The sequence below is a fragment of the Thermosynechococcus sp. HY213 genome (genome assembly GCF_031460975.1).
In the GTDB taxonomy this organism is placed as follows: domain Bacteria; phylum Cyanobacteriota; class Cyanobacteriia; order Thermosynechococcales; family Thermosynechococcaceae; genus Thermosynechococcus.
In genome coordinates this window covers 224,096-237,678 of record NZ_JAVKVB010000011.1, presented here as the reverse complement: position 1 = coordinate 237,678, position 13,583 = coordinate 224,096, and the positions used below count along the sequence as shown (strand labels likewise).

The following is a 13,583-nucleotide window of genomic DNA, read 5'->3' as shown; positions in this document are numbered from 1 at the left end:
CCTAGGGGCGATCGCTAGGGATTTGGGCAAGGCGTGCTGCCCAATTGGGATAGGCCTCGGCGGTTTGATCTGTGGCCACCACTTCTACGGTGCGATAGCAGGCCACGGGCAAATTCAGTAAGCTGACCAGAAACGCCGCTAAATCTTCGCGACTCAGAGAACCCGTCAGGCGATCGCCCTGATCAAGGCGCAGCTCTTTGCCAGCGGGCTGATCCGTCAGACCGCAGGGACGGACAATGGTGTAGGGGAGGCCACTTTGGCGCAGCATATTTTCTGCCGCCAGTTTCCAAGTGAGGATGCCCCCCAATTGGTCGTTGTATTGAACCGCTAGGGGCTGCTCCTTCAGGTCAAGATCCGCTTGTTGCGGACGGGTCACCCCCGCAGAACTCACCTGAATCATGCGGGGCAAGGGCAACCCCCCATAGGCTTGAATCGACTCAATCTCAAGGCTGAGGGTGCCGGGGCGGAAGTGGGGGTTGAGGGCACCGTCATACTCAAATTTGCTGAGCATCAGTTGCAGCGAGTAAATTTGCCCCACATTCAGAGGCGGCGCATTGGTGGCGGTGCGGGCCCGAAACACCGGAATAAAGTGGCTAAAGGGCAATTCAACCGTGATCCACTGATCGGCCACCGTATCAAAGGACATGGCATAGCCGACGCCATCCCAAGCGGGGTCACTGCGTAGGAAAAATTTATAGCGCTGCCCATCGCCGCGAACCCGGAGTTGAATGCCCGTGTAGCCTTGGAGATTGAGGGCTGGGGTGAGGTTGCGGGTGCGAATCGAGACAAACCCCCCAGAATTTTCCGTAGAAACCAGCCCCGTGAAGAGGGCACTGTGATCCTTGAGGTAAAACTGGCTGGCACTGACGCCGCCCATGACCACATCATCGAGGGCACCCCAAACTTCCTTCAGGGGGGGCGTGGGATAGCGATAGTCAAAGAGGGGATAGGTGTTGGGTTGACTTTGAAAATAGGGTTGGGCACGTTCCAACAAATGCCGCATGCCCTCAAATTCAACCGCCTCTGGACTCGCACCGACAATTTCAAGGCCGGGGGGTGACGCGTTGGGATTGGGCTGTACCTTTGCCCCAACACAGTTGATCACCGCCCGACTGCCCTGCAAGAGATCGGCAGGCAAGGGTTGAGTCACGTCGGCAACAACAATGTCTAAAAAAGGGTCTGAGGGAAGTACACTCTCCGCCTTGGCGCGATCGCGCACCCCTGCCCGCACCGCATAGCCCTGACTCAAGAGGGTTTTCACCACCGCTTGACCGGTTCGACCCGTTGCCCCCATCACCACAACAAGACCACTGCCCCGATAGGCGGGCGGCTTAAAGAGATCCGGTAAAAGGGGTGACAGCACAGGGCGCAGAGGTTCTAGGGTTCCCACAAAGGGAAGGGCTTGAAAAAAGCGCAGTGTATCGAGAAAGCGACCAAGTTCCCAGTTATTTGCCATAGAGGGGCACCACGCTTGACCAATGGGGAAGTTTCTCCCCTGCCCTTAGTGTATCGTGCCACTGTTGGGCTGCCCATGTGAGCAAAGCGCGGCCATAGTCGGTGGGGTTAGGGGGACTCAGGTGTTTGTAGGGGTGAGGCCAAGTGGCTAAAAGCGTTTCTGCTTCGTGGTCTGCCAGCAGGCGATCGCCCCAAAGAGAGTTGAGACTCCCCCCCTGATAACGGTAAATGCCAAGGTATTGATGCCCCTGTTGGGCACGACGCGACACCACCCCATCCTGTTCTATGAGTTCATCACGATAGTGCCACGCCATTGTGCCAAGGCTAGACAGACCCAAAAGGGGAACTTCCAGTTGCTGGGCTAGGATGCGGGCAGTCACGACCCCCAAGCGCGTTCCCGTAAAGCTGCCCGGGCCACAGCCAATAGCGATCGCCCCTAGTTCACCCCAAGTGTAGCGACCCATCAGTTCCCCAAGGCAAGGGTGAAGTTGGCTGGCCAGTTCTCGACCCAAGGGCCATGTTTTCATCTCCAGCAGTTGATCTGCCCCCAAGTCATAGAGGCCTGCCACTAGGGTGGCATCGCTGGTATCAAAACCAAGACAAAGCAGCTTAGCTCACTCCGACGGCGATCGCCACCAAGCCAGCCACTAAGAGCAATCCGCCCGCAACCAACAGGGCTGCCCGTACTTTTTGCTGCGGTGTCCAAGGCTGTGCTTGATAGACCTTAGGCTCAATGGCAAAGTTGTTGAGGCGACCGCCCTCATCGGTGGTATAGCGCATCGAAACAAACCTCAATTCAGCGTTACAGTGCAGCTATTCTAACAAGCGAACTTTACGAGTCTTGAGAATCCTTAACAATTTCTTGCAATTGACCGTGGCGATAGACCCGCAACCAGCGACCGCGCCAGTAGATGCGATTGCCAAAACAGCCCCCCAGCCAAATCAGGAAGCTCATCACATCCCGCAGGGGCAATAGCCAGAGCCACAACAGTAGCCGAGGGGTACCCATCAAGACCATGCTCATGATCGCCTGCAACCAGCGAAGACCCTGAACCCCCAGAAAGACGCTGAGAGTCCATGGGGTTGGAAATAGTCCCCACAGCAGGGCACTATAGACGGTGCCAAACATAAACACCATGCCAAAATACTGATTGCCGCGATTGGCACGAATGCTGCGACACCAGCGCAGTTCCCGTTGCACCGCCTTCAAAAAGGACTCATCAGCGCAGTCATTGTCAAGAATATAGGACGATAACTCCACGCGATACCCAGCACGCCACGCTGCATACCCCAGTTGGTAGTCCTCACCAATGCGATTGAGTGCAATCTCAAAACCACCAATTTTTTCTAGGACTTCCCGCCGCAGCAGCACGGTTGGCCCAATGGCAAAGCGCAGCCCGCGATCAAGGAAGCGGGCAACAAGCACACTGGGGATAAAGTCAAGGCATCGCCCCATGGCCAGAAACGCAGCTCCTAAGCGGCGCGGATGGTGATCAATGTAACCACAGGTAACGACCCCCACTTGGGGATCCGCCAAGGGTTGCACCAAAGTGGCTAAGTAATGGGGTCTAACGCGCACATCACTATCGGTTTCAACAATTACCCCATAGCGCGCATGGGTAAACAATTGGGCGACATTGCTGGCCTTACGGTTCAGTCCGCAAATCCGCTGACAAAGATACCAGCGAGCCCGGTGGGGATAGGTCTGGCAAATGGCCTTTAACACCGGTATGGCTGGATCACTGGGGTCTTGAACCCCAAAGAGGACTTCGTAGACGGGGTAATCTTGCTCGCACAGTGAAGACCAGTTTTGCCAAGCCCTTGCTTCTAAGCCGCAGACAGGAACCAAGATCGAGACCGCCGGCAAGGACTCTAGGCGAGTCGTCCGCTGGGGGGTGAAAAATTGATAGGTGAGGGCAGCGGCAACAATGTAGAACAGGCTTCCCGTGAGGCTCAGCAGGCTCAGGAGAATGAGGGCAACCATCATGGTGCTGTCGCAATCGTCCCCGTCAAGGGGGAACTGGCACTGGCATAGGCTTTGACGGGAATCCGACCCGCTAAGTAGGCAAGACGACCCGCCGTGGTTGCCAGCGCCATGGCTTTGGCCATTGCCGGCGCATTGCCCGCTTGGGCGATCGCGGTATTAATCAAGAGTGCATCTGCCCCTAACTCCATCGCGGCGGCCGCCTCACTGGGCGTGCCAATGCCCGCATCAACCACAACGGGAACACTGGCTTGATCAATAATGATTTGAATATTGGCGGCATTACGCAGACCTTGCCCCGACCCAATGGGGGAGGCCAACGGCATCACAGTAACACAGCCCACTTCCTCAAGGCGTTTGGCCAGCAGGGGATCTGCATTGATGTAGGGAAGAACCGCAAATCCTTCTTTGACCAGTTGTTCTGCAGCAGCAAGCGTGCCAAAGGGATCGGGCAGCAAGTATTTCGGGTCGGGAATCACCTCTAGCTTGACAAAGTTGTTGTCCTCTTGACCCAAGAGCTTGGCCATTTCGCGGCCTAAACGGGCAACGCGAATCGCCTCTTCAGCGGTTTGACAGCCAGCGGTGTTGGGCAGCAGCCAGATTTTACGCCAGTCAAGGGCATCCACAAGTCCTTCGTGACCGGGGGCATTGGTTTGAACGCGACGTACGGCTACTGTAACAATTTCGCAGCCACTCGCGGCAACACTGGCCTGGAGATCCGCAATGGAACGATACTTGCCCGTACCGGTCATCAGGCGTGAACGAAACTGCCGCCCAGCGATTGTTAGCGGGGCATCTTCAATTAGCAGCTCAGGAGGAGGCGCAGTCACCATGATGCACTTGTGAAGTGAACAGCACTAGAGTTTGCCTTTCTACCATATCAGGGTTACGCTCTCTGCTGCTGCGACCTTGGAAAACTTGTGGCATCATAGAGGCACCATAACCTTGGGAGTGCAACAGTTGGTGCATGGCACATATTGGCAACAATGCCGCCATTCAGGCTGCCGATCGCCTGCTACGTCAATATGGGTTTGATTTGGATGGCTCCTCAGTTGAGGTCATCCTAGATCGCTGGTTGCGCCATTTTCCTCCCCGCTGGATTCGTCTTGCCCTCATTGAAGCCCTCTATCTGGGGCGCTATAAAGCCATTTCCGTAGAGCAAATTTTAGAGCTATGGCAACGGCGTGAGCAACCGATTTATCACTTCAACAGTGAGTTTGAAGCCATTATCTGCCAGTCATTGCCCATTAGTGTGCCGGAACCTACTCCCTCTGGCCTTTCAGAGACACCTACCAATACAAAAATTAGTGAATTTCACCCTGATCTAGCGTCTGACCCATTTGTTACCAAGTTAACTAGTATTGTGCAGCAGTGGCAGTCCCAAGACTTCCTCGTGGAGCAGGGCGATCGCTCCTCCTAGGCCATTGCAGGTTATACTCTTTTGGGTAAGATTTGGCACCTCCACCTATGGCTGTTTTTGAAGGCACCTATCACGTTCTGGGAACGCCTCGCTTTGGGATTGTGATTTCCCGCTTCAATGACTTGGTTACCACCAAGCTGCTAGAGGGCTGCCAAGATTGTCTGCGCCGCCATGGTGTTGATCCCAATCCCCATGGTTCTCAGGTGGACTACGCCTGGGTACCCGGTAGCTTTGAAATTCCCCTAGTGGCAGCTCAACTGGCGGCCAGTCGTCGCTATGCTGCCATTATTTGTCTCGGGGCAGTCATCCGTGGCCAAACCCCCCACTTTGACTATGTGGCTGCTGAAGTCACCAAAGGCATTGCCACGGCCTCTATGCAAACGGGTGTGCCCATTATCTACGGCATTCTCACTACCGACACGATGCAACAGGCCCTTGAGCGCGCTGGCATTAAAAGCAATAAAGGTTGGGAATATGCCCTCAATGCCCTCGAAATGGCAAACCTGATGCAAACCCTGCCCAGCAGCATCAATCCACCCACAGCCAAACTCAGCCCCAGTACCCCCGTTCTCGCTGATGGGTAATCCAAATGGTGAAGCAGAAATTGCTTCCTAGGGCTACCAAGGGCTGCCAATCATCGTAAATCCTGCCCAAAAATAGGGATGGGAAAGTTGACGCCCACCCCCAGTTTGAACTTCTTGGGGCAAAGGAATTGAAAGCCCTCCCCGCACCCCAGCACTGCGCAGGTGATTCTCTTCAATCACAACCTGCTGATGGATCAGGGCAAGCTGCGCCTGTCGCAAGGCCTCTGCTTTAATCGGAGCAGTTCTCAACTGTCCATAAAATGCCGTCATCAAAGCCAGTGTCCCTTCATCACTGACATACCAAAGGCTAGCAACCGAACTCTTTACACCCGCTTGGAGTGACAGTCCAGCAAACCCAAGTTCTGCATTGGTATCTCCTACCGCTGTACGACAGGCACTCAGCGTCATTAGCTCTGTGGGTGGCCGGAATAACCGCAACTGCCGCACTTGAGCCATTGAAAGCTGGCTATCCCAAAACTGAATATAGGAATTTTGTGGCTTACCCGCATTAAATTCACCATGGGTCGCTAAGTGTAGGATAGGGTAGAGACTGCGCCGCCGCTGGGTTTGCAAGTTTGAGACCGTAAAAGCTTCATTGAGGAATACTTGCCCTCGTCCTACCAGTTGCGTAATGGTTTGCAGCTCGATGGGAACCGCTGGCAAAGGACTTTGCTTTGTGAACTGAGAGGCACCCATTGCCAGTACAGAAGCATTTTGCAACGGCTGGTAGCGGGTATCCACCAAGTTGATACTGGGAATGAGACCCAGATTATAGCGTTCCACTAGAAACTGACCATTACGACGACCGATTGGACTATCGCTGACCGTCGAGGAAATAAGATTTGACCCCGTGTGCAGAGCAGCGATCGGCACACTCCGCAACCCCTGATCAAGGGCAAAAACCAGTGTATTAATGCCTCGATTTTGCAATTCAGCATCAATGCCGCCCATGATCCATTGGTAGAGCTGCTGCGCAAAGGGTAGATAGGATTCACTATTGGTTTTCGTTGGGTCTCGCACCTCACGATTAAAAGCAGCAATGACGCGGCGCACTGCTTCTTGGGGCACTCGAAGGGGTTGGTAAATGGGTTCCCCTTCCGGTGTGATGATAAATATATCTAGTTGTTCAGGTCGCCAAAAGACATAGCTCAGGGCAGGTTTTTGACCTGTTTCTTCAGCCATACGCCCCAATAATTCCTTGATTTGCTCAATGTCAAGGAACTGTAGTCCCTCTTGACTAGGAGTGCTGAAAAATTCATCAAAGTACTCACTAAACTCAAAGGAATAAAGCTGCTGAAGCAGTTTGATCGCACTGTTGTAGTCTCCCTGATCAAAAGCCGTACTGATTTGCTGACGAATGATCTCAACTCCGGGGAAGTAAATGACTTGAGCGGTATTCTGGGGCAGTTGAGTGCCTTGTATCTCCTCTCCCAATAAAATCCGACCCAGATTCTCTTGAGTTTGGGGTTCTGGAGGTGTTGGCGGTGTGGACGGCTCCGTGGGTGGAGTTGGGGGTGTTGGCGGTGTGGATGGCTCCGTGGGTGGAGTTGGCGGTGCTTGAGAAACCCGATAGAGAAACCCAGAACCAGAAAATAGGGCAAGCTCAGGATAGGTGGTGTTGAATTGCTCTGAACCTGTGAGGCCGCCGTTGATATTGAGATTCGGGTCAGTCGAATAAACTAGCCAGCGACCATTGGGGGTACTAAAGACACTAGAGCCATAGTTGTTAATAAAGTTATTTTCGGCAGCAAGGACAATCGCATCCCCAGTCCCAACGGCAGAAATTGGCGCATTGAGAACAATATCGCCTGTTAGTGTTTGTAGGAAAATGTTGCGCCCTGTAATGCCTGTTGGGTTAACACTGCCAACGGTAAGGGTACTGTTATTGACAAATTGCAAATCACTCGCACTGTTCAACTCAGCAGCTAGGATCCCCACTTGGTTATTGGGGTTGGTTAGGATTGCACTGCCATTTTGTAAAGTTAAACCCAAGTTGCCTGCTCGAATCGGTGCACTTTGCGTTAGGTTCCCACTGTTTAAGCTGAGGATTAGGGTATTGCCGTTGGTATTGATGCCAGTGGTGAGGCCATTGACACCATTGTTGAAACTAACGATACCTAGGGCACCTTGATTACTCAAGTTCACATTTCCACTGACATTGCCTGAGAGTGTTTGAAACCTATTGTTGACATTGTTGAGGATGAAAGTCCCCTGTCCAAGAAGTTGCAGCGTTCCCGCAGAAATGACATGGCTGCCCTGAGTAACGCCGCCACCGCTATTGAGTGTGAGATTGCGACCATTGAGATTCGTCGTGCCAGAGCCATTGAACTGAATACCTAGGGAACTTACGCCGGGGGTTTGCAGCGCAAGATTGTAGTTGAGGCTGAAGGGACGAACATCAATGAGACCAGTACCATTAGGGTGACCAATGGTCACCAAAGAAAATCCACCCGTGATTTGGTTGAGGAGAAACTGATCAATGATCAAGTCACCCGTTGCACCATCGCCAATGCCGACGGGAGTATGCGCATCAATCGGTTGAAAGACAAGGCGGCCTGCCCCGGCACTATGGATATCTAGCAGAGAGGGAAAATCACCCGAGACTTCAATCCCCCCCTGAGCTGCTAATGTGAGCATGCCATCTTGAACAGCTAATGTCAGGGCGTCAGAGACTTCCATGACCAGACCAGGATTGCCGTCAGTGGCGCGACCTTCGATGAGAATCTTCCCATTTCCAGCCGTTCTGACCTCAGCAGAGTACTCTGTGTCAGTTGCTGCCCTAAAGCCAAGACCAGCACCGAATTCACCCCCTGTACCTCTCAGGATAATGTCACCACTTTGACTGGTAATACTTGTGAAGCGACTCAGAATACCTCCTTGGTTGAAGGCAAAGCCCGTACCACCAGTACCCGTCAGGGTAATATTTCCAGTCGTGGTTCGAATTCCTGACTCTTCAAGATGGATGCCAACGTTGGAAACTCCTTCGGAGACGTTGCCCCCAGTACCCGTTAAGGTCAGATTGCCAGCTTCGGCGCTGATGGAGGAGTTTTGAATCGAGATACCATCCACAGGGCTATAAACACTAGAACTACCTGTCCCTAGAATGGTGATCTCTCCAGACCCTGAGGTGAGGATTGAACTCCCACCGATCAGCACCCCTTCTTGGCCATCAGTTGTTGCACCGCTGCCATGAATCCTAATATGGCCGCCATCTGCATTGAGGGTAGAGTTTATGATACGAACCCCAGCAGTGCCGTGACCGATCGCTGGACTGGTGAAGGGATTAGAGCCACCCCCCAAAATAATATTGCCACCATTGGTAATGAGTGTAACTGAGTCTAATCTAATTGCTCCTGCACCACTGTTATCGGCATCAGCATGGAGAATGATATTCAGTCGGCCTGCTTCTGAGCGAATGTCATCGGCAACAAGAATGTTATTTGCAGCTTGCAAGGTTAGGGAGGCATCGCCGCCGCCTATTTTGGTAATCGAGGCAAGTACAGAAATATCCCCTGCTTGGGTTCCAGTATCACCAGTTGTGATGATGACGCTAGTGCCGAGATTCAGAGCAGCTTCAATGGCAGTATTCACAACAAAAGCATCATCAGTGGTGGGGGTAAAGACATCAGGATTGCTCCCAGAGAAACTCCCGCCACTCGTAGGGGAGTTATCAATGGTGACATTTCGTGGATCAAGGAGCCATGTACCGGGCTGACCCTTGACTGCACTGGCATCTACTGTTCCCCGAACGCTGAGTAATTCTCGCCCAGAGGTTTCCACAAAGCCGCCATTACCGCTAAGTTGCCCGCCGCGTGCGCTGATCGTGCCGGCAAATTGCGTGCTGTTGTCTGCCCATGCAATGACAGTGCCACCATTGCCTTGATTGAAGGCATCCGCTGCAATCACACTGCCGCTGTTGATAAAGAGATTCTGGGCATTGAAACTGCTATGCAAGCGGTTAGTGCCAGTGGTGCCCCCTAGGTAATCGCCCCCCAAGAGAATCGTGCCACCCCCGAGTTGACCAGAGGCGGTTAAGTTGGCATTGATGAGGGCGATATTTTGACCAGTGATCGTGATTTGGCCACCCATACCGATGGGATTGGCGACGGAAAGGCTGCCACTGATGACGGCGGTGTTCGTTGTGGTGGGAATTTTGTTGGGGTCATGGACAAGGCGAATTGTGCCGTCGGGATTTTGAATGACGCTGTTGACAGGTTGTAAACCATTGCCAGTGAGTAAGCTGGGTAAGTCCACGGCAGCGATCGCTCCCCCAGTCGGTAGTCGCTCTTGAGGAATCTCAAGGCTGAGCAGCATTCCCTCTTGGGAGACGCGCACCATTCCTGTTTCAGGTACAGCCGCAATGTGGATATTTCCTGCAGGGGCTGCAAGTGTACCCGTATTGATCACTTGGTGTGCCATTAGGCTGAGGGTTTGACCACTACCCACCCTCAGCTCACCTTCATTGATGATGAGGCCTTTACTCAGAAATTCAAAACCTGTGGGCTGACCATTGAGGGATTGATAGAGATTCTGGCCATTGACATCAAAGATCCCTCCCTCAAACAGCACCCGTTGAGCGGTAGAAGCATGGAAGGCAGCGGGGAGATTCAAACGGGCATTGGGGCCAAAGACAATTCCCGCAGGGTTGAGCAGATAAAGGTTACTGTTGCCACCCGTAATTTGAATCAAGCCATTGATGTAACTGGCGTTGCCACCATTGACGCCCGCGAGAATGTTGCGAATTTGCGGATTAGAGAGAAAGTTGGCAACTTGGCCGTTACCGACATTGAAGTTGTGGAAGAGGTGAAAGAGATTCTGACCATTCCCCGATAGGCGGCCACCACCAATATCAATCTGTTGACCATTTTGGATGACGGTGGTTCCAGTGCCATTGGTGGCTGGGGTAATTTGGCTGTAAGCAGCGCTACTCAACAGTCCCCAAAAGACTAAGGTGATGGAAAATAGGTACTGTTGGAGAGTTTTCACGATCCCAGCCTCCAGATGATTTATCGAGTCCTGCCGCTGGCGACTCTTGTGGGGGAGTGCAGAGGCTGTGGTGGAAATTGGCTATAGCCATTATAGATATGGCAGTAAAATTTCCAAAATGCTACGCTTTCTTAATTTCTCAATCCCCGACGATCGTAAAATGAGCTTATCTTCCTAGGAGTAATAACGTTGGCACAGGGATTACGGGTTGGCATTTTAGGAGCGACAGGTGCCGTTGGCACGGAAATTTTGGCCATTTTGGCGGAACGCTCGTTTCCAGTGGCAGAGTTACGTCTGTTGGCTTCGCCCCGCTCCGCCGGTCAAACCCTCTCCTTTGGGGAAACAGTGCTGCCTGTGCAGGCGGTGAGTGAGGAGACCCTCAAGGGACTGGATTTGATTTTGGCTTCGGCGGGGGCAAGTGTGTCACGGCAGTGGCTGCCAATTGCGGTTCAGGAAGGAGCGATCGCCATTGATAATTCCAGTGCCTATCGCATGGATCCCAACGTCCCCTTAGTGGTGCCCGAAGTCAACCCTGAAGATCTAAAAACCCACCAAGGCATCATTGCCAATCCCAACTGCACAACGATTTTGATGACGGTTGCGCTATGGCCCTTGCATCAGGTGCGACCGATTCGGCGAATTGTAGCGGCCACCTATCAGTCTGCCAGTGGGGCGGGGGCAAAGGCCATGCAAGAACTCAAGGATCAAGCCCTCGATATTCTCAAGGGGCAACCACCACGCACAGAGGCCTTTCCCTATCCCTTGGCCTTTAACCTCTTTCCCCACAATTCTCCCCTCAATGAGCAGGGCTACTGCCAAGAGGAGATGAAGATGGTCAATGAGACCCGCAAAATTTTCCATGCTCCAGAGTTGCGGCTAACGGCCACCTGTGTGCGCGTCCCTGTGCTGCGTGCCCATTCGGAAGCGTTGAATGTTGAGTTCTTTGAGCCTTTTCCGCTGCAAGAGGCGCGCGATCGCCTGCAACAGGCCGCAGGCGTCCAGTTTGTTGAAGATTGGCAGCGCAATTATTTCCCCATGCCCCTAGAGGCCACAGGTAAAGACCCAGTGCTAGTGGGGCGGCTGCGCCAAGATATTTCTCAACCCAATGCCCTTGAACTGTGGCTGTGTGGCGATCAAATTCGCAAGGGGGCAGCCTTGAATGCGGTGCAAATTGCTGAATCTCTGATTGCCCAAGGACTCCTCTAAGCCCAAAGAGCTTACCACGGTTGACTGAGTACATTGAGAATGTCCTGCCGTGCCAATACCCGCGCACAGTTGCGCCACTGATCGGGATCGTCGCTGACATGGCGTTCATAGCGCAATTCAAAAGCATTGCGGGCTTCTTGGCGTAGGTGGAGGTACTTGTCCATGAGGTCTGCGAGTTCCTCGATGTTGTCAATCCATTCGTCCTCAAGGGTGTCGGGCAGACTACCAAAGAGCTAGAGTTGAATCTCTCCCACGACGACGTGTATCAGTAGCATCCCCAATGAGTAAGCCAGCGAGCAATTTTGGCGCTCCCATTTCTCTGGAGGGAGATCACTTTCGCGTCGAAATTCCCAGTCAACGCATGCTCCGCCAACAACCCCCCGTTCACCCCGTCCTGTAGAACCACAGTTTACCGAGTTGCCGCTTTTTAGCCTGCCCCCACGGGAATAGGGACAGGTTGGTATTCATCAAGTCACTGGAAACAGTGCACCCTCCAAATAGGCTTCAAAGTGCTCCTGAAAATACAGCCAAGAGGTCATATCAGCACCCTCGCGGTATTCAGTGGGGGCTTCACGGTATTGGGGCAGTCGCTCTAATTGGTCTTGTAGGAGGGAGGGCAAGTCTTCGACGGTCAGGGCTTTGCAGCCAGTCGCACTGTAGATGAGATAACCGGGGCGATCGCCCATCTTCATCCAAGGCAACCAAGGCCCAATCCGACTCCAACACAAATGGACATCGGCAATCGTCTCCGTATCTTGTTGTAAATCGGCGGTGGCCACCGTTAGCTTAAAGAGTTCTGCCGCTTGGTAGATCGGCTGGGGGCTGTAGGCCTGAAACCGTTCCTCACCCGCAAGGGGATTGTCATAGTAGGGAAATAGATCAAACTGAAACGTAGTGGTTCGCTCACTGACTTGGGCAGGCACCTCACGGCGAAATAGCCCCTGCACGGGATCATTAGCAACGGGAATCACGGGAACCACGTCCTCTGTCCAAGGATTGTGCCAGCGATCGCACAGGGATTGCTTTTCTGGATCCAGATAAAACGTCAATTCACGGGAGAGAAAATACCACCCGCCCTCGGGATGGGGCAAACAGCGAGCGGCACTCATGCCAACAATGTTGAAGAGGTGACGGCGACGCTCTTGGGGAACAAAACTATACACCGCTCCCTGCCACGCCATAAACGTGGTCTTGCCCGTCAAATCTGCCCGTACCCGCACCCAATCGCGAGCACTCAACCATTTTTGAACAAATTCAGCGGCGGGCATGGCTACTCCACAGGAATATGGGCAGCCTGCAATTGCACATCCTGATTCGGATAGCTGGCAAGGCGCAGGGTCAAGGTTTTTGCATTGTCAAGGAGGCTTTTGGGAATCAAAATTGTGCCTTTGACCAGATCACTACCGGGGGGTAATTCCGTGGGTAGGCCTTCGGTGAGGGCACTCAAAAGGGTACCTTTATCATTTTTGATTTCAAGAAAGGTGTAGATAAACTGCACCCCTTGGCTACTGTCGTTTTTCAAGCTGACGTGCAGGGCTAAATCTTGGCCAATGGTATCCACATGGCTAATTTCTAGGCGCACCCCCTTATCCTCAGCAACGATGGGCAGTGTCCGACTCGTCGCCGGTTCCGCTGCTGGGGGGTCATTGGCAGTGGTGGGGGCAGGCACAATCTCGCGATCGCTGGCACCTTCAGTCATTTCGGCAATGCGGGCTTTGGTTTGGGCAATGATCTGTGCCTCGTCAAGAATGGGCGATCGCTCCCCTTGGGTTTGATCATTGGCATTCACGGCACTGCCCAGAATCGGATTCACGACGGGTTGGGACACACCGCGCAATGACTCTCGCCCCAAATGGTAGCCAATAAAAGCCGTGACTAGGGTAATGGCAGCTGTGGTACTGATCAGCACAAGGGAGGTGAGAACTCCGGGTTGAAGGGCACGTAGCAT

General features: G+C 53.2%; 12 protein-coding genes. 3 read left to right on the top strand and 9 right to left on the bottom strand.

Annotated elements, in window-relative coordinates:
* Nucleotide 1: 1 nt before the first annotated feature.
* Genes RHK62_RS06675 through RHK62_RS06655 form a run of 5 tightly spaced genes read right to left on the bottom strand, consistent with a single transcriptional unit; the run spans nt 2 to nt 4,272 of the window.
* On the bottom strand, nt 2–1,456 hold the full coding sequence (locus RHK62_RS06675) for a CIA30 family protein (RefSeq protein ID WP_302679123.1): 1,455 nt from the start codon (nt 1,454–1,456) through the stop codon (nt 2–4).
* Nucleotides 1,446–2,024: a tRNA (adenosine(37)-N6)-threonylcarbamoyltransferase complex dimerization subunit type 1 TsaB gene (gene tsaB / locus RHK62_RS06670; protein WP_302679122.1), complete on the bottom strand. Its 579-nt coding sequence runs from the start codon at nt 2,022–2,024 to the stop codon at nt 1,446–1,448. The genes RHK62_RS06675 and tsaB overlap by 11 nt, the downstream gene beginning before the upstream one ends.
* Nucleotides 2,025–2,064: 40 nt before the next feature.
* On the bottom strand, nt 2,065–2,235 hold the full coding sequence (gene psb34 / locus RHK62_RS06665) for a photosystem II assembly protein Psb34 (protein WP_206201533.1): 171 nt from the start codon (nt 2,233–2,235) through the stop codon (nt 2,065–2,067).
* Between the two features lie 52 nt (nt 2,236–2,287).
* A complete protein-coding gene (hpnI, locus tag RHK62_RS06660; protein ID WP_206201532.1) occupies nt 2,288–3,442 on the bottom strand; it encodes a bacteriohopanetetrol glucosamine biosynthesis glycosyltransferase HpnI in 1,155 nt (384 codons plus the stop codon).
* Nucleotides 3,439–4,272, bottom strand: a complete 834-nt coding sequence (locus RHK62_RS06655; RefSeq protein ID WP_206201531.1) for a thiazole synthase — start codon at nt 4,270–4,272, stop codon at nt 3,439–3,441. The genes hpnI and RHK62_RS06655 overlap by 4 nt, the downstream gene beginning before the upstream one ends.
* A gap of 134 nt (nt 4,273–4,406) precedes the next feature.
* Between RHK62_RS06655 and RHK62_RS06650 the strand changes: the two genes are divergently transcribed.
* Together RHK62_RS06650 and ribH are read left to right on the top strand one after the other, a co-directional pair.
* On the top strand, nt 4,407–4,859 hold the full coding sequence (locus RHK62_RS06650; protein WP_302679121.1) for a hypothetical protein: 453 nt from the start codon (nt 4,407–4,409) through the stop codon (nt 4,857–4,859).
* 47 nt (nt 4,860–4,906) lie between these two features.
* Nucleotides 4,907–5,443, top strand: a complete 537-nt coding sequence (ribH, locus tag RHK62_RS06645) for a 6,7-dimethyl-8-ribityllumazine synthase (protein WP_206201529.1) — start codon at nt 4,907–4,909, stop codon at nt 5,441–5,443.
* Nucleotides 5,444–5,476: 33 nt separating this feature from the next.
* On the opposite strand, the gene RHK62_RS06640 is transcribed toward ribH, so the two are convergent.
* Nucleotides 5,477–10,429, bottom strand: coding sequence for a CHAT domain-containing protein (locus tag RHK62_RS06640; protein ID WP_310453457.1), 4,953 nt, complete (start codon nt 10,427–10,429; stop codon nt 5,477–5,479).
* Between the two features lie 189 nt (nt 10,430–10,618).
* Here RHK62_RS06640 and RHK62_RS06635 point away from each other — a divergent pair, with 189 nt between their 5' ends.
* A complete protein-coding gene (locus RHK62_RS06635; protein ID WP_302679119.1) occupies nt 10,619–11,635 on the top strand; it encodes an aspartate-semialdehyde dehydrogenase in 1,017 nt (338 codons plus the stop codon).
* An 11-nt stretch (nt 11,636–11,646) separates the two neighbouring features.
* On the opposite strand, the gene RHK62_RS06630 is transcribed toward RHK62_RS06635, so the two are convergent.
* The 3 genes from RHK62_RS06630 to RHK62_RS06620 form a co-directional block, all read right to left on the bottom strand.
* Nucleotides 11,647–11,799: a hypothetical protein gene (locus RHK62_RS06630; RefSeq protein ID WP_206201526.1), complete on the bottom strand. Its 153-nt coding sequence runs from the start codon at nt 11,797–11,799 to the stop codon at nt 11,647–11,649.
* A 303-nt stretch (nt 11,800–12,102) separates the two neighbouring features.
* Nucleotides 12,103–12,903: a DUF1838 domain-containing protein gene (locus tag RHK62_RS06625; protein ID WP_206201525.1), complete on the bottom strand. Its 801-nt coding sequence runs from the start codon at nt 12,901–12,903 to the stop codon at nt 12,103–12,105.
* Between the two features lie 2 nt (nt 12,904–12,905).
* Nucleotides 12,906–13,583, bottom strand: a complete 678-nt coding sequence (locus tag RHK62_RS06620; RefSeq protein WP_206201524.1) for a hypothetical protein — start codon at nt 13,581–13,583, stop codon at nt 12,906–12,908.